The organism is Blautia sp. 1033sp1_1033st1_G9_1033SCRN_220408 (genome assembly GCF_040929965.1).
Taxonomy (GTDB): Bacteria; Bacillota; Clostridia; order Lachnospirales; family Lachnospiraceae; genus Blautia_A; species Blautia_A ammoniilytica.
Window position 1 is genome coordinate 18,677 of the sequence record NZ_JBFKZO010000025.1, and the last position, 15,408, is coordinate 34,084.

Annotated in this window: 17 protein-coding genes and 1 tRNA gene; 5 read left to right on the top strand and 13 right to left on the bottom strand. The window is 42.6% G+C overall.

Features of this window, described 5'->3' with window-relative positions; all coding sequences use genetic code 11:
- Positions 1–73 precede the first annotated feature (73 nt).
- The 3 genes from AB5916_RS14885 to AB5916_RS14895 form a co-directional block, all read right to left on the bottom strand.
- Positions 74–1,171: an FAD:protein FMN transferase gene (locus AB5916_RS14885; RefSeq protein ID WP_368191599.1), complete on the bottom strand. Its 1,098-nt coding sequence runs from the start codon at positions 1,169–1,171 to the stop codon at positions 74–76.
- Between the two features lie 228 nt (positions 1,172–1,399).
- Positions 1,400–2,164, bottom strand: coding sequence for a 4Fe-4S binding protein (locus AB5916_RS14890; protein WP_368191600.1), 765 nt, complete (start codon positions 2,162–2,164; stop codon positions 1,400–1,402).
- Positions 2,161–2,802 (bottom strand): FMN-binding protein, encoded by a 642-nt coding sequence (locus AB5916_RS14895; protein ID WP_368191601.1) that lies wholly within the window; start codon positions 2,800–2,802, stop codon positions 2,161–2,163. Before AB5916_RS14895 ends, AB5916_RS14890 begins: the two co-directional genes overlap by 4 nt.
- A gap of 184 nt (positions 2,803–2,986) precedes the next feature.
- Between AB5916_RS14895 and AB5916_RS14900 the strand changes: the two genes are divergently transcribed.
- Together AB5916_RS14900 and AB5916_RS14905 are read left to right on the top strand one after the other, a co-directional pair.
- Positions 2,987–3,478: a Gx transporter family protein gene (locus tag AB5916_RS14900; RefSeq protein ID WP_368191602.1), complete on the top strand. Its 492-nt coding sequence runs from the start codon at positions 2,987–2,989 to the stop codon at positions 3,476–3,478.
- Between the two features lie 134 nt (positions 3,479–3,612).
- Positions 3,613–4,323 carry a glycosyltransferase family 2 protein gene (locus AB5916_RS14905; protein ID WP_158422204.1) on the top strand — a complete coding sequence of 237 codons (711 nt, stop codon included), beginning with the start codon at positions 3,613–3,615 and terminating at the stop codon, positions 4,321–4,323.
- 66 nt (positions 4,324–4,389) lie between these two features.
- Here AB5916_RS14905 and AB5916_RS14910 read toward each other — a convergent pair whose 3' ends face one another.
- Together AB5916_RS14910 and AB5916_RS14915 are read right to left on the bottom strand one after the other, a co-directional pair.
- Positions 4,390–4,827: a GatB/YqeY domain-containing protein gene (locus AB5916_RS14910; protein WP_158422203.1), complete on the bottom strand. Its 438-nt coding sequence runs from the start codon at positions 4,825–4,827 to the stop codon at positions 4,390–4,392.
- A gap of 78 nt (positions 4,828–4,905) precedes the next feature.
- Positions 4,906–5,991, bottom strand: coding sequence for a serine/threonine protein kinase (locus tag AB5916_RS14915; RefSeq protein ID WP_368191603.1), 1,086 nt, complete (start codon positions 5,989–5,991; stop codon positions 4,906–4,908).
- Positions 5,992–6,050: 59 nt separating this feature from the next.
- Between AB5916_RS14915 and AB5916_RS14920 the strand changes: the two genes are divergently transcribed.
- A complete protein-coding gene (locus AB5916_RS14920) occupies positions 6,051–6,521 on the top strand; it encodes a hypothetical protein (protein ID WP_158422201.1) in 471 nt (156 codons plus the stop codon).
- A gap of 142 nt (positions 6,522–6,663) precedes the next feature.
- Positions 6,664–7,212 carry a hypothetical protein gene (locus AB5916_RS14925; protein WP_368191604.1) on the top strand — a complete coding sequence of 183 codons (549 nt, stop codon included), beginning with the start codon at positions 6,664–6,666 and terminating at the stop codon, positions 7,210–7,212.
- 152 nt (positions 7,213–7,364) lie between these two features.
- Here AB5916_RS14925 and AB5916_RS14930 read toward each other — a convergent pair whose 3' ends face one another.
- The 6 genes from AB5916_RS14930 to AB5916_RS14955 all read right to left on the bottom strand — a co-directional run bounded on the left by AB5916_RS14930 (position 7,365) and on the right by AB5916_RS14955 (position 11,969).
- Positions 7,365–8,099, bottom strand: a complete 735-nt coding sequence (locus AB5916_RS14930) for a class I SAM-dependent methyltransferase (protein ID WP_368191605.1) — start codon at positions 8,097–8,099, stop codon at positions 7,365–7,367.
- 87 nt (positions 8,100–8,186) lie between these two features.
- Entirely contained in the window at positions 8,187–8,744 is a 558-nt protein-coding gene (locus AB5916_RS14935; RefSeq protein WP_173727548.1) for an HD domain-containing protein, read from the bottom strand.
- Positions 8,744–9,868 (bottom strand): DUF362 domain-containing protein, encoded by a 1,125-nt coding sequence (locus AB5916_RS14940; protein ID WP_368191606.1) that lies wholly within the window; start codon positions 9,866–9,868, stop codon positions 8,744–8,746. Before AB5916_RS14940 ends, AB5916_RS14935 begins: the two co-directional genes overlap by 1 nt.
- 311 nt (positions 9,869–10,179) lie before the next feature.
- Positions 10,180–10,253 (bottom strand) — tRNA-Arg (locus tag AB5916_RS14945).
- Positions 10,254–10,388: 135 nt separating this feature from the next.
- Positions 10,389–10,556, bottom strand: a complete 168-nt coding sequence (locus AB5916_RS14950; RefSeq protein WP_262582991.1) for a hypothetical protein — start codon at positions 10,554–10,556, stop codon at positions 10,389–10,391.
- Between the two features lie 18 nt (positions 10,557–10,574).
- Positions 10,575–11,969 (bottom strand): aminopeptidase, encoded by a 1,395-nt coding sequence (locus tag AB5916_RS14955; RefSeq protein ID WP_368191607.1) that lies wholly within the window; start codon positions 11,967–11,969, stop codon positions 10,575–10,577.
- Between the two features lie 183 nt (positions 11,970–12,152).
- Between AB5916_RS14955 and AB5916_RS14960 the strand changes: the two genes are divergently transcribed.
- On the top strand, positions 12,153–13,874 hold the full coding sequence (locus AB5916_RS14960; protein ID WP_368191608.1) for an ABC-ATPase domain-containing protein: 1,722 nt from the start codon (positions 12,153–12,155) through the stop codon (positions 13,872–13,874).
- 453 nt (positions 13,875–14,327) lie between these two features.
- On the opposite strand, the gene AB5916_RS14965 is transcribed toward AB5916_RS14960, so the two are convergent.
- Positions 14,328–14,732, bottom strand: a complete 405-nt coding sequence (locus tag AB5916_RS14965; protein WP_158422194.1) for a HEPN domain-containing protein — start codon at positions 14,730–14,732, stop codon at positions 14,328–14,330.
- Positions 14,725–15,060: a nucleotidyltransferase domain-containing protein gene (locus AB5916_RS14970; RefSeq protein WP_158422193.1), complete on the bottom strand. Its 336-nt coding sequence runs from the start codon at positions 15,058–15,060 to the stop codon at positions 14,725–14,727. The genes AB5916_RS14965 and AB5916_RS14970 overlap by 8 nt, the downstream gene beginning before the upstream one ends.
- Between the last annotated feature and the right edge of the window lie 348 nt (positions 15,061–15,408).

The following is a 15,408-nucleotide window of genomic DNA, read 5'->3' on the forward strand; positions in this document are numbered from 1 at the left end:
CCTCTCTGAGTTTATAATTTTTCATCTATAGATATCCCGTCCAAAAATGTTTTGGGAATCATCTATCATTTCTTTAATCGGTCTGTAATTCTTTTACTGTGTAGCTGTCCTTTAAAAGACGAAATCGTTCTTTCATCCCATCGGTCATAGTCACATGATGGTCTTCATCTACAAAAAGTGCTTCTGCATTGTATTTTTCCAGAAGTGACTGTGACTTTTCCATGCCCAGTATAAAACAGGCTGTGGAAAGGCCGTCTGCTGCCACTGCATCATCACACACAACGGTTACAGAACACACACCGTTATTTGCAGGATATCCTGTTTCAGGATCCAGAATGTGATGATATCTGACCCCATCTTCCATAAAGTACTTTTCATAATCGCCGGATGTGGAAAGAAATTCTCCACCGTCAAGGGCAACTGCTCCCAGATAATCCCCTTCTGTATCCCTTGGGTCCGTGATAGCAATCTGCCATTTACTTCCATCTGGCTTTGTACCGTAAGTCAGCACGCTGCTGCCTCCAAGATTTACAAGTCCGGCCGTGATCTTTTGCTGCTTCTGCAGATAATCTGTAATCTCTGCACAGCCGATTCCTTTTCCCACTGCCCCAAGATCCAGAGTACAGCCTTCATCCAAAGTGATCTTATTTCCTTCCAGATGAACTTTCTCATAACCGGTTAATGCCAGAAGCTGTTTCAGTTCATCTTCATCCGGAATGCGAGGATTTTCGCCGCCAATATCCCACAAACGAATTACCTTTCCAAGAGTAGGATCCAATGCACCGTTACTGTTCTCACTTAACTGCATTACTTTCTCCAGATAAGAAGCCAGCTGATCCGGTACTTCCATGGTCTGCCCTTCACTTGCATTGATCCTGGCGATCATGGAATCTTCCTGCGTCCAGGAAAGCCAATCGCTTTCTATCTTCCGAAGCAGAGTGCCAATCTCTCCGGTCACATCTTCCCCGGTAGTATAAATGCTTTCTGTAACTACCGTATCCATGGCAAGATCTGTTGCTGTATATAATTCAGGCTCTGCGGCATATGCCGCCTGACATAGGGCGATTGTCCCTGCTGCACATACTGCCGCAAGCAAGAATTTCCCATATGGATTTGCTTTTCGGTTTATTTCTTTTTTATTTATTTCTTTTTTTATTTGTCTCTTTCTCATTTATTTCTTTCTCATTTGTTTCTGATCTATCTATTAGTATCATCTAACCGTGCTTAGTTAGTATAATATTGTATAGAAAAAAATGTCAATTCTTTTCAATCAGTCTTATCTAACATTTTTTATCATTTAGAACGTCCGTAAGTTTCTTCTAACTGTCGGATATAGAATTACCCTCTCCTTATGCTTTAGTTCCATGTCATCATAGCATTTTGCAAACATTAACATCCCTTATACATCACCTGTATGGATGTTCTGCTTTGGACAAATAGCCTGGCAGGCATGACAGCAGATGCATTCCCCTGATCTGGACGTATCACCGTCAATATCCAGATGCGCAGGACATCTTTTTTTACAGGCTCCGCATTTCTGGGGACAGTTCTCCCTGTCTCTTTTCAGAAGTGCTCCGGGCACAATGGGAAGAATAGCAAAAACAGCTCCCATAGGACAAAAGAACTGGCAGAAGAACCGTTCCTGGGTACACATTCCTATCATGATCAGAACAAGAAGGAGGACTCCGACCTTATAAGACGCTCCCGGCAGTCTTCCTGCACGAAGCATGGAAAATACATCCCAGGGACTGGTACCCTGAAGCTTTCCGTATGTTCCGGTGGCACAGGCCAGCAGAATAGCTGCCAGGATCACATATTTGATCTTCTGCATAAAATAAACCGCTTTTTCCGGATAAGCCGGTTTCTTTTTCCTGTGCAGGACTTTGATCCAGAACCAGGAAAAGGTCTCATATAAAGCATCCCCAAGACTTCCAAAAGCACAGGCATAACCACAGAAATGACGCCCGAATAAAATCGTTGCAAGCACCAGGATCCCTGTGATATCAAGAAAAGAATTCCATTCTACCGGTGTTCCCTGCGAGATGGAATCGAAAATGGATCTGACTCCTGCAAATGCAGTAGAAAAAAGAGCAGGAGCCAGGATAAAGAACAAAAGCTGTATCCCGGCCCTGATCAGCCGGGTTTTTCTTATTCGCTTTTTCATTGATTTTCCGCCTTTCCAAGGGCATCCTCTACTGCCATCAAAATACCGGTAGAGCTGAAAGTAGCACCGGATACAGTATCTACATCTGTGCTCTGGGCTTCCAGGATGCGGTCAATCACTGCTTTTCCCTGCGAAAGATACGCACTGTCTTCTTTCTCTGCACTGACTACCTGAATATCCGTTAAGGTATCATCCGCAATGGTAATCTGTACCTGGATATTGCCGCCAAATCCCTGACCATCTCCTGTATAGGTTCCATCCTTATATACCTGATCTGCTGTGTCTGTACTGGTTGCAGTTTCTGTGTTGTCTGCATTTTCTGTGCTGTCTGCATTTTCTGCACTGTCTGTATTTTCTGCACTGTCTGTATTTTCTGCGCTGTCTGCATTTTCTGCACTTTTCGCCGCTTCAGCTTTCTGCTTTTCACTTTCTGCCTTTGCCTTCTCCTGTGCATCAAAGTTTTCCTGAAGTGCTGTAAGGATTTCCTGCTGCTGGTTTTCCAGTGCATCTACCCGCTTGGTCAGCTCCTCATTCTGTGTCTGATATTCCTTTTCCTGGGTTCTTGAATTATAAAAAAGGACTGCACCAATGATCACCACCAGGCAAAGAACCCGCATATAGAAATTTTGATTTTTCATAAATCTGTTTGCTCCTTTTGCTATTTACCTATTATGTTTCCAACTTGTGAATTGTATCATCTTTCATTTTATATGTCCATAACTTTTGTTATATATGTCTAATTTATATTTTAATATTCTAACTTTTCATTGCATTTTCTTTTTGACCATGTTATGATTCTCTTTGTATGAAAGGAAGCAATCTATGAAACAAAAAACAGCCTATCTGGGGCTTTTTACAGCTGTAGCCATTATCTTTGGCTACGTAGAAACACTGATCCCGGTTTTCGCCGGAATCCCGGGCATTAAGCTTGGTCTGGCCAATTTAAGTGTTCTTTTTATTCTGGAAAGATACTCATTAAAAGAAGCAACCTTGGTATCTGCAGTGCGGATCCTGGTGATCGGCTTTCTTTTTGGCAATATGTTCAGCATTCTTTATAGCCTGGCCGGTGCAGCCCTCAGTCTTATCGTCATGACACTTATGAAAAAATTCTCAGATTTTTCCATTCCAGTCATCAGCGTAGCAGGAGGCGTCACCCACAATGTGGGGCAGCTGCTTGTAGCCATGGTCATTGTGGAAAATACCAGCCTTTTGTATTATGCACCTGCACTTCTGGTGTCTGGTGTGATCACAGGCCTGCTGATCGGATGGCTCACAGATGAAGTACAAAAAAGAGTCCCCGTCTCTTATTCATAATCTGCTCTACGCAGAGTGCCGCATAACATCTGTTGGCTACATAGTTCACCAGTATTTACAAGCGCCCATGAAAATAGTATCCTATAAGCATCAGAACAGGTGGCAGCTCCGCTACACATTACAAGGAGAATTTCATGGATAAATTATTTATAGTAATCCCGGCTTATAATGAAGAAACCAACATTCGGCGTACCATTGATGAATGGTATCCGATTGTAGAAAAATATAACGGCGATGGACAGTCCAGACTGGTGATCATCAATGACGGCAGTAAAGACAATACCTACCAGATCCTGTGTGATTGCGCCAAGACACGCCCGCTTCTCACACCTCTTACCAAGCCTAACGGCGGACATGGTCCTACTTTGCTTTACGGATACGATTACGCCATCAAAAATGGGGCTGATTTTATCTTCCAGACAGATTCTGACGGCCAGACCAACCCGGAGGAATTCCATCAGTTTTGGGCAGCTCGTAACAGCTATGATGCAGTGATCGGCCAGCGCAGTGTACGAGGCGACGGCAAATCCAGGAAATTTGTGGAAAATATTGTTTGTTTACTTCTTCGGATGATCTTTGGTATCCGTGTTTCTGATGCCAATGCTCCTTTTCGTCTTATGAAAGCAAACCAGACCGCAGAATTCATCAAAAAGATGCCTGCTGATTTCAATCTTCCCAATATCATGCTTACCACTTATTTTGTATACTACAAAAAGCATGTGAAATTTATTGAAATTTCCTTTAAACCAAGACAGGGCGGTACTAATTCCATCAACATTAAAAAGATTGTGAAAATTGGCTGGAAAGCTCTTGGGGATTTCCGGCAATTAAAAAAAGAGCTGTGATTCGCTCTTATTTGTTGAAATAATATAACGAGGCCGCAAATCGTGGCCTCGTTGTTTTGTCTGGTTTTATTTGCAAATATCAGCCACCACCTGGTTGATCAGCTTGCCGTCTGCTTTTCCTTTCAGATCACCCATTACAGTTTTCATGATCTGGCCTTTATTCTTTGTTGCAAGAAGATCAGCAAATTTCTCTTCCAGATATGCACGGATCTCCTCTGCTCCCATCTGCTGTGGTGCGTATTTGGCGATCACATCATATCTTGCCTGATACTCTGCATGCAGATCTTCTCTGCTTTCCGGACAGGTATCCAGCTGTTCTTTTACTGTTTTTAATTCCTTAAGAATCACCTGGTCTACCATACTCTCCGGAACATCCTCTCTGCATCCTGCATCAATAGCAGCTTTTTTAACAGCGGAAACCAGAGATGATACCGCATCCTTTGTTGTTTTATCTTTTGCTTTCATGGCTGCAACCATGTCTTTTCTTAAACCTTCAAGAGTCATCCTCAAAATTCCTCCTTTATTCTTTTCTGAAGATATCATAGCACTTTCCGAATTGCTTGTAAAACACAAAATGATTACTCAAAAATACCTGAGGACCATCTCCAACAGTAGTAACAATAAAAAGATCAGACACGTATCCAGAAGAACAATCCCAAGGTAATGAACGCTCCGCTTTTTACTGCCGCATAGGGGCATCAGCTTCTGGATTCCAAGGTAATTTCCGCCTACAAAAACCAATACAAGAGCACAAAGCAGAAAGCAAATCCGATTGATCCAAAGTGCCGCCCCATAAGTCTTTTCCACAGTAATCCCCATAGATACACTAAGCAACACAAAATAGCCTGCAAATGCCAGAAAATTCTTCCACAATACAGGTGTGCGGAATCCCGGCGGGCAGTATTTTCTCCACTGAGTTTCCTTCTGTTCCTGGCTTTCGCCACTACTGCAAGCGAAATTCTTAGTGTTCCCCAAAGCAGCAGCCAGTTCCTGTACGGATTGATAACGATCCTCTGGGTTCATCTGGGTACACCGCTGGATCACCTTTTCGTAAATCTCCGGAACCTTTTCATATACACGGATCCGTCCTGTCAGTTCCCTGATCAACACCCCCATCCCGTAAATATCCGTAAGCGGGGATGAGCTTCCAAAACCATACTGCTCCGGAGCCGCAAAGCCTTTTGTCCCAATCAGCATGGTGTCCTCTGCTTTTCCCGGAGTATAACTTTTCGCAGCATTAAAATCAATCAGCACTACCCGGTCTTCTGGTGTTATAATGATGTTAGAAGGCTTTATATCTCTATGGATCATCGGAGGCTCCTGCTGATGCAGACTGTTCAGGATCCTGCACAGTTCTCCTGTATATCGGCGGATATCCTTTTCCGTTAATCTGCAGGCATCTATTTTTTCCTGAAGGGTATCTCCTGAAATATATTCCTCAATAAGGACCGCCTGTCCTTCCCCTTCCAAAAACTCCCTGATTCTTGGAACCCCTTCCAAATTAAGCTGTTGCAAACGTCGGTAAACTTCACCGTTGTAAACGGTCAGAAGCTTTTTTACATATATCTTCTTCGTTTCACGATGCTGAACGACTGAAATATGATGCTCTTCATTCAAAACTGCAATTTCCTGATAATAAGAAAGAGCTAGCTGATTTTCCAGATTCATAAGCTTATCATTCCTTTTCTTCTTACAACGTACTATGATTTTATCACAAGGAGGTTTCTATGTGCACAAAAAATACCAGAGAACTAGAGGAGATTTTAGAAAACACCCATACCGGAACATATGACCAGTACTGCCGTACCTATGAGGACAGTCTGCTTCCTTCCCTCAATCCTTTTGGTGTTTATCTGAAAGAATGTCTGAAAAATAATCATATCACTCAGCAGCAGACATTTCTCCAGGCACAAATTCCTGAAGGATACGGGTATAAACTGTTATCCGGTGAAAAAAAGACCCGGCAAAGAGATGTGATCCTGAGGATCTGCTATGCCGGAAAGCTTACGCTTGCTCAGACACAACAGGCTTTGAAAAAATATGAAATGCCGCAGCTTTACGCCAAAATTCCACGGGATGCACTGCTGATGATCTGTTTTAATGATCGTCCCGGCAGTATCATTCAGGTTAATGAACAGCTTTGCCGCTACCAGTTTGAGCCACTTAAATCCAGCGGCATGCAAAGTGAATCTGTATAGAACATACTTATAATTTTCATACTTTTTCATAAATGTTCAGCACTTTCACAGTACGTTTTTTTCGTAATTTCCCACCCCTAGAGGGAGAATCATAACCCTAATAATATGCTATACTTTTATGCAAAACGAGGGGGAAATACATATGAACAATGAAAAAACCAAGAAATGCAAATATTGTAAATCAGAAATTCCTGCTGATGCCAGAATCTGTCCGCAGTGTCGTAAAAAGGTGAAGGGTGGAAAGCTGAAATGGATCTTTCTGCTGCTTGTGATCCTTATGATTGCAGGTGCTGCTTCCGGAGGTAAAAAGGAGTCTTCCAAAGGTTCAAGATCAGCAGGCTCCTCTGGTGAAAAAACAACCGTGACACCTATCACTTACTTATCTGTATCCGTAGATGATATGGTAGCTGAACTGGAAGACAACGCACTGAATGCATCGGATCATTACAAGGACACTTATCTGGAAATTACAGGGAAGCTGTCCAATATTGATTCTTCCGGTAAGTATATTAATCTTGACCCTGTAAATTCTGACTTTTCCATTTACGGTGTGCAATGTTATCTTTCCGATGATGCACAGCGCAATGCTATTTCCAATATGAAAAAAGGCGATACTGTTACCCTGAAAGGACAATGCACCGATGTTGGAGAAGTTCTCGGGTACTCCCTGGATATCGACGAAATTGAGTAGTCAGACCCGCAAAAAGGCTGTGAACTGCCACCTCTCAGGCAGCTCACAGCCTTTTTTGAACTCTAAAATACCGGAGACTATATCAAATGTGAATTTATCTCTCTTTTTGTAAACTGAGTACTGGAGACTATATAAATGTAAGTTGGTCTTTCTCATCGGGTATAACAATCATACCGAATTGCTTTTCCATTCAATGTATACGAAGGTTTCCGGCCTGCAAGAAATTCACTTTTCAGCGGTCTTTTTACAATGATCTTCTCCGGGTCTGCCTGAATCGCTGCATCGAAAAGATCCGTTTCTGCTGAACATGGAGGTTCCAGTTTCTGGATCAGCTGAAGCTTTTTATTGATCAGGCTTGATTTCTGCCTGGCTGGGAACATAGGATCCAGATAGATCACATCTACAGGATCCAGCAATTTTCTCATGCATTCCACACTGTTGCCCTCTACCAGCTTCATCCTGGCAGCAATCTCCTTCAATACAGGATGCTTTCGTGCACGGCGAAGTGCGTCTTTTAGAAGTATGGCAATCACAGGATTCTGCTCATACAAAGTCACTTCATATCCCTGTGCCGCCAGAAGGAATGCATCCTCACCCATACCAGCTGTTGCATCGATGGCTTTTCGCCCCTCTTTGTCAGATTTTGCTGCGCGCACCAGCATTTCATGCTGAAGCCTTCCGTTGGTCACACGGTGAAGCATGTTTTCAAAATCCCCCTGATATACAAGTCCATATCCTGTAAGGGAAACGCCTTTTGCATGAAACAGCACGGTCAGACCGTTTCCAGGATGACTGGCAATGCTGCTACCAGTCTTTCTGGCAAAAGACTCTGCCTGGTCACGCTGACCGCCTTTTTCAACACATATTACAAACTTATTATCATTCATACGATCTTATCACTTTCAGGAATTTCCGGCCAAATACATGTGGAACGCATTATAATACGGCCTATATAGCAACAGGATTCTTATCTCTCACCCTTTATAAAAACGGGAGTCTTCTCGGCTGAGATAAAACAATCGTCTGTATTCTTCTTCCACCTCTTCAAACGGCCGCACAGTATAATCCAGCTTAATATGGATTTCCGGCGGGTCCCCGGGTTGTTTTTCATTCAGCAGCTCTTCCAGATCATACCAGAGCATAGCATTATCAATTGTCTTCACTGCTTCCCACTCTGTTTCTGTCAGATCAGAATTAAGAAATTTCTTAAAAATCATGCTTAAAAGCTTATCTTCCTGCTCCTGATATGCTTCCAGTTCTTTCTTAAAGGGCCGTGGTACATCAGACATATAGCATTCGCTTGCATCATGTAAAAGACATGCCAGTATGATCTTATTTGAAAATCCTCTGGCACGTGCTTCCTTTGCACAACATATGCTGTGCTCTGCCACTGACCAAAAGGAATGTACATGACCATTTCCCCGGCATATCATAGGCAGCGCATGGGCAATATCTTCCATACAGATTGCCGAAGGATCCGGATCTGTAGGATAGAAATGTTTCCCGGTAAAAGTTGTAATATAATCGCCCATTATTTCACAACTTTCAATTCATATTGTCTGGTGCCCAGTCCCACCTTCTCGGCCTGATCTAATGTTGCCTTCCACTCAATATTGGGATTGGAATCTTTGAAATGATCATGATGACAATGCCAGCCCGGCTCTGCCAGATGCTCTCCCAGCTGACTGTTCCTGATAGGTGTTTCTTTCAGACATGCATCTGCACATGCCTGATCCAGCGCTACAGGGTCAAAGCTTGCAAACATTCCTACATCTGGAAGGATTGGAGCGTCATTCTCCCCATGGCAATCACAGTTAGGACTGATATCCTGCACCAGTGAAACGTGAAAACAAGGGCGTCCATGACAGACAGCCTGTGCGTACTCTGCCATTTTACGATCCAGAAGTTCATTTGCACAGCTATTCGGATTGTATACTGCATCATAGCTACAGGCTCCAATACAGCGGCCACAGCCTTTGCATTTGTCATAATCGATCACAGCCTTTTTATTAACATATGTAATGGCATCGCTTCCGCACTCCTTTGAACAGCGTTTGCAGCCACGACAGGCTTCTGCGTTGATGGCCGGCTTCCCGCTGGCATGCTGCTGCATCTTTCCTGCACGGCTTCCACAGCCCATTCCAATATTCTTCATGGTTCCACCAAAACCGGTAGCTTCATGTCCTTTAAAATGGGTAAGACTGATAAAAATATCTGCATCCATAATAGCACGTCCGATTCTTGCGGTCTTGCAATATTCTCCGTTTACCACAGGTACTTCGATTTCATCCGTACCTCTTAAGCCATCTCCGATCAGGATCTGACATCCGGTAGTAATGGGATTAAATCCATTAATATTGGCACAGTCCAGATGTTCCAGTGCATTTTTCCTGCTTCCCGGATAAAGCGTGTTGCAGTCTGTAAGGAATGGCATTCCTCCCTGCTCCTTACACAGATCCGCCACTACCTTTGCGTAGTTCGGACGAAGAAAGGCCATATTGCCCAGCTCTCCAAAATGCATTTTGATTGCCACAAATTTCCCATCCATATCAATGTCTTTAATTCCTGCTGCAATGCAAAGCTTTCTCAGCTTATCCAGCTGGCTGGTTCCCACTTTGCAACGAAAATCCGTAAAATAAACAGTTGATTTTTCCATAATATACAAACCTCCTGAAAAGAATATTCCAGACATATGATCACACAAACATCCCATATCTTCCACATAGTGATCATATTCTCTACTAAATAGCATACCAAAAGTATGTTTGAAGTCAAGTTTTTTAAATAATTAAATTGCGTAAAAAACGAACCGCCCCGATAGCAATGGCTCAAACTATGAGAAACACGCTCCGCGAGTTTCTCAAGTTATCGCGGCAGTCGCCAAGGTCTCGTGCAAGCACGGACTTTGGCTCGTTGCTCGCGTAAAAAAAAGACAGAGCTTCATGCTCTGTCCCTTTCTTTTATCAGCGTGCGTTAGAGGATTCGAACCCCCGGCCTTTTGGTCCGTAGCCAAACGCTCTATCCAGCTGAGCTAAACGCACATCTTTTGCGAACTTGTTTCGCAACACTGAATATATTAGCGTATACGGACATTTTTGTCAAGCCTTTTTTATATTTTTTTATCGCATTTTTTTACATTGCTTTACAGCACTTTTTAACACTGCTTTACCGCACTTTTATTTCTCAAGGCTTCCACTAAATATAAAGCCGGAAGAATCAGCATATTCACCACTCCGATTGGCTGAAACTGCCCTACATACCAAATATATTGCCGCCATTCCGATGATCTTCAGCATCAATTCACCAGGTGCAGTCTTCCTGACGGTTACAAATAAATTCCTCATAGCCAGCTCTACCAAGCTTTAGGCATCAAGCAAAAAAGCTTTATATGCTTTCTTAGCCTCATATACATCTGCCTTACTTGTAGCTTCCCATGGAGCATGCATGCTTAATACAGCCACTCCACTGTCAATTACTTCCATCTCATAAAGAGCTGCAATATAAGCGATGGTTCCGCCGCCACCAAAATCTACTTTTCCAAGCTCTGCTGTCTGGAATGCAACGTTGTGGTCATCAAAAATCTTGCGCACTCTTGCCACATATTCTGCGTTTGCATCATTAGAACCGGACTTTCCTCTTGCTCCTGTAAATTTGTTCAATACGATTCCTCTTCCCAGATATGCGGAATTCTTTTTTTCAAAAGCCTCTGCATATGCCGGATCATATCCTGCACTTACATCAGAAGAAAGCATGCTGGATCTGGAAAGTGCCCGTCTTACCTTTAACTCGCTGTACTGTCCAAGTGCTTCCATAAGCTCTGCCACACTGTTTTCAAAGAATCTGGACTGCATACCTGTAGCACCCACACTTCCGATCTCTTCCTTGTCTACCAACAGGCAGCAATGGGTACGCATTGGTGTATCCTCAAGCTCCAGCTGTGCCAGCAGTGAAGTATATGCACAAACTCTGTCATCCTGCCCGTAGGCAATGATCATGCTTCGATCAAGTCCGCCTTCTCTTGCTTTTCCTGCCGGAACGATCTCCAGTTCTGCTGAAAGAAAATCTTCCTCATCAATCCCATATTTTTCATTGAGTAGCTTCAGCACATTCTCTTTTACAGCTTCTTTCTTCTTGTCATCTGGCAGATCCTTCAACGGTTTGGTACCGATCAGGATATCAAGATTCTCTCCTTCGATCACTTCTGCAGCTGTCTTCTGAAGCTGCTTTGCGGAAAGGTGGATCAGCAGATCTGTAATATAAAGCACAGGATCTGACTCATCCTCACCAATCTTTATATCAACAACTGTACCGTCTTTTCTTACGACTACACCATGCATTGCCAAAGGCAGGGCTACCCACTGGTATTTCTTTACTCCGCCATAATAATGTGTGTCAAGATAAGCTAGGTCTGTGTCCTCATACAAAGGATTCTGTTTGATATCCAGCCTTGGAGAATCAATGTGTGCGCAAAGGATATTCATACCTTTTTCCAAAGGCTCCTGGCCGATATGATAAAGGGCAATGATCTTTTTCATGCCAACTGTGTATACTTTGTCCCCTGCTTTTACAGATCCTCCCTCTGCCAGTTTTTTCTCAAGAGACTCATATCCTGCTGCCTCAGCTTCACGGATGATCTGTGTAACACATTCTCTCTCGGTCTTGCCTTGATCCAGGAAATAACGATATTTCGCTGCTGTTTCCTCCAGTTCTTTTTCTTCTGCTTCTGTATAAGCAAGCCATGCATTTCTACGTTCCATGTTTCTGTTCCGCCTTTCTTTTTTTACCGTACAAATCTTTATTTATTATAAACCAATATCCGTTTTTTTTCCACTGAATTATGTCAGTATGATAAAACACCTATCTCTGAACAAATCCTTTTTTATTTAATACAGTTGTGATACAGTAATCATAAGAACCCAGGATCAAAAGGAGGAAATGTTATGCAATCAGCGGCTCAGCTCCAGGAACTTCTTCGTTCCATTAACAGAAAAAGCTATCCTGCTTATAAATCAACAAAAGGAACTTATCAATTTAAAAACTATATCCTGTCCATCGACCATGTACAAGGCGATCCATTCGCCTCTCCCTCTCACGTAAGCATCCGGATCCGTCACACAGACAGCCGGATTCCTGCAGAATATTATCAGGATACCCTTACCCAAATTACTCTTGCAGACTTCCTTACCAGACAGTTTGAGCGCCAGGTCAGCCAATATACCTTCCGTGCAAAAGGCTCCGGGAAAAGCGGCCTGATCCTTGTTACGCACTGTGGACAGGAGGTACTTTCCCGCACTGCCTGTCAGATTACAGATCAGGAGATTGTGGTTCGTTTTTTCATTGGCTTTCCGGCAAACGGCCGTACAATCAATTCAGCAGAGCTTGAAAAAATACTCTTTGAATTCCTGCCGGTATGCGTTCAGAAATCCTTTTTTTACAGAAACCTTAACAGCAAAGAGCTGGAAAAACATATCCATACAGCCCAGGATCAGGAATATATCCGCCAGCAGCTTCCAGTCCGCCACTTATGTGCTTTTGTTGCTGACAATGCCATTCTTCCCCGAGAAAGTGGAATTTCATCAAAACCAATGAAGAATTGTGTGCCTTTTGCTTCTCCGGAAAGTCTTCGCATTACCATGGATCTTCCTCATCACGGAACCATCACAGGCATGGGTATTCCCTGGGGCATTACCCTGATCGTGGGCGGTGGATACCATGGCAAATCCACGCTTCTAAATGCGCTGGAGCTAGGAGTCTATAATCATATTCCAGGGGATGGCCGTGAATATGTGATCACAGATATCTCCGCACAAAAACTCCGTTCCGAAGACGGACGTTTTATTAAAGATGTGGATATTTCCATGTTCATCAATGATCTTCCCAATAAAAAAGACACCCGCAATTTCTGTACTGAGGATGCCAGTGGCAGCACTTCCCAGGCTGCTGCCATTATTGAGGGTATCCAGTCCGGCAGCCGTTTATTCCTTCTGGATGAAGATACCTCTGCTACCAATTTTATGGTTCGGGATGCTTTTATGCAAAAAGTGATCCTTAGAGAAAAGGAGCCAATCACCCCGTTTTTGGAACGTGCTGTGGACCTTTATACCAAAGCCGGGATTTCCACTATTCTTGTTGCAGGAAGCTCTGGTGCTTTTTTCCACATTGCAGATACAGTTATCCAGATGGACAACTATGTTCCGGTGGATATCACCTCCAAAGTCAAAAAGCTTTGCCTGGATTTCCCTCTTCCTGCTTCGGACACACCAGACTTTGTACTGCCAAAGAATCATCGGATTATGACGAAAGCCCCCACTACAAAAACACACAAGGATTATTATGGAAACACCAGAAATCAGCCTGAACGGCTGAAAGTCAAAAATCATGGCTGTGACGGATTTTCCCTTGGTAAACAGGAAATAGACCTGCATTATATTGAACAGCTGATCGACAGTGAGCAAACCGCCTCTCTTGGTCTGCTTCTAAAATATGCATCAGAACATTTGATAGATGGTAAACGGACAATTGATGAGATTATTGCTTTCCTTGCTTCCCATCTGGAAAAAGAAGGACTTGCATTCTTCTTTGACGGGTATACCTCCTGTGGCTATGCTATCCCCAGGATCCAGGAAATCTACTCCTGTTTTAACCGCTGCCGCAGACCCTGAGTTTCATACAAACTGATATATCAGCTGGGAGATGGCTCCCACCTCTATAGGATGGTGAGCAACAAGTTGATATCAGTGGTGGGAGTCAATCCCCCAGCTGATACAGCCTCCGGCAGGATTGCAGAGGTGCGCAGGAGAAGTATGTCATGCAATTGCATGACGCGCACCTCGCAGCAAGAATGCCGAGGCATTCTTGAATCAGCATATACAAAACCACCACCCTATAACTGTTCTTGTATATAAGGTGGTGGTTTATGTTTTTGTTTTACATTTTTCTAGGGAAAGGAAAGAGTTTGTCTTAAGAGTTCTTTCTCTTAAGATGTATATATCATACAATACAAATGTGAGAAAACTTTGTCCTATTTCTAATAAATCTATAAAATTTATAAAAAAACTGGTAGCAATTATAAACATGCCACCCCCATTGCAAACACCAGATTATATCCAGTAACCTTAGTATTGAATGTTTTTCCTGTCCAAATACTTCTTTACCTCAGCAATGATAAGTTCTGCAGCTGCATACTGTTCTTCAGCATCTGTAGAGGACGCAATATAAAAATCGTCATAATCACTAGTTTCACGTTCTTGTTTTAATCTTCCCAGTTTTTTTCCAATCTCTCTTGGAAAAATATCTGTTGCAACATATGTCTTATTAAAATGTGCAACAGCATCTTTATGTCTCTTAAAATCTATCTCTTCTAAAGCCAACACCGCCTTCACCGCATAAAAGGCAGCATAATAGCTACGGTTTATTGAATCCTTATAATGCTGGCTTTCCAGACATAATGCAGATACACCCAACGTCTCAATTGCGCTTCTCATGCGATATATACACAAATCTATTTTCTTTTCACTCACTAACTACTATCCCCTCATCCCTCACGTTTCGATAAAAAGGTAACGTATCTACCCAATATTCATACTGTTCTTCATTTTTGATAACTGGAGATATTTCAATCCCTGTGTTCATCTCTACCTCAAAAGCAAGATCATAAATATCGTTTTTAACAGTCCGAATTTCTTCATCAGTCATTTTTACCAGTATCATAATATCTACGTCAGAATTATCTCGATAATCGCCTCTGGCGTACGAACCATATACAATAACCTTTGTCAGTTTTTCTCCCAGCAAACGCTTCACTTCCCGTGAAAAATTATATATAATGCTGCTTACATTTTCCGGCATACAATCACTTCCTTCATCAGACATTCATGTTCCTTATATATTGCCATAAGAATTCCTATGATTCCCATAATTCTAAGTCCATCTGCACTGATACATTTCTTACTTTTGCTTCATCCATCAGCAGTAAATCCTCTTTTAATTCATCCGTGAAAACGATTGCTTCACTCGCTCCCCTGGTCAAGACCAGTTGCTCTCTTCAACAGCTTACTCCTTTTTTATATTATAGCTAATATCCTCCCTTTCTACAACTGCAACATTGAAAAAGGGAGTTTCAAACGTTTCAGTCATTATAGTTTTACTCTTTCTTAATATACATTTCCATATATTTATTTTCATCAACTAATGTAT

Bases quoted from the DNA above. Each gene is read 5' to 3' on its own strand.
- AB5916_RS14885 (WP_368191599.1), bottom strand. From the start codon at position 1,171: ATGAGAAAGAGACAAATAAAAAAAGAAATAAATAAAAAAGAAATAAAC.
- AB5916_RS14890 (WP_368191600.1), bottom strand. From the start codon at position 2,164: ATGAAAAAGCGAATAAGAAAAACCCGGCTGATCAGGGCCGGGATACAG.
- AB5916_RS14895 (WP_368191601.1), bottom strand. From the start codon at position 2,802: ATGAAAAATCAAAATTTCTATATGCGGGTTCTTTGCCTGGTGGTGATC.
- AB5916_RS14900 (WP_368191602.1), top strand. From the start codon at position 2,987: ATGAAACAAAAAACAGCCTATCTGGGGCTTTTTACAGCTGTAGCCATT.
- AB5916_RS14905 (WP_158422204.1), top strand. From the start codon at position 3,613: ATGGATAAATTATTTATAGTAATCCCGGCTTATAATGAAGAAACCAAC.
- AB5916_RS14910 (WP_158422203.1), bottom strand. From the start codon at position 4,827: ATGACTCTTGAAGGTTTAAGAAAAGACATGGTTGCAGCCATGAAAGCA.
- AB5916_RS14915 (WP_368191603.1), bottom strand. From the start codon at position 5,991: ATGAATCTGGAAAATCAGCTAGCTCTTTCTTATTATCAGGAAATTGCA.
- AB5916_RS14920 (WP_158422201.1), top strand. From the start codon at position 6,051: ATGTGCACAAAAAATACCAGAGAACTAGAGGAGATTTTAGAAAACACC.
- AB5916_RS14925 (WP_368191604.1), top strand. From the start codon at position 6,664: ATGAACAATGAAAAAACCAAGAAATGCAAATATTGTAAATCAGAAATT.
- AB5916_RS14930 (WP_368191605.1), bottom strand. From the start codon at position 8,099: ATGAATGATAATAAGTTTGTAATATGTGTTGAAAAAGGCGGTCAGCGT.
- AB5916_RS14935 (WP_173727548.1), bottom strand. From the start codon at position 8,744: ATGGGCGATTATATTACAACTTTTACCGGGAAACATTTCTATCCTACA.
- AB5916_RS14940 (WP_368191606.1), bottom strand. From the start codon at position 9,868: ATGGAAAAATCAACTGTTTATTTTACGGATTTTCGTTGCAAAGTGGGA.
- AB5916_RS14950 (WP_262582991.1), bottom strand. From the start codon at position 10,556: ATGAGGAATTTATTTGTAACCGTCAGGAAGACTGCACCTGGTGAATTG.
- AB5916_RS14955 (WP_368191607.1), bottom strand. From the start codon at position 11,969: ATGGAACGTAGAAATGCATGGCTTGCTTATACAGAAGCAGAAGAAAAA.
- AB5916_RS14960 (WP_368191608.1), top strand. From the start codon at position 12,153: ATGCAATCAGCGGCTCAGCTCCAGGAACTTCTTCGTTCCATTAACAGA.
- AB5916_RS14970 (WP_158422193.1), bottom strand. From the start codon at position 15,060: ATGCCGGAAAATGTAAGCAGCATTATATATAATTTTTCACGGGAAGTG.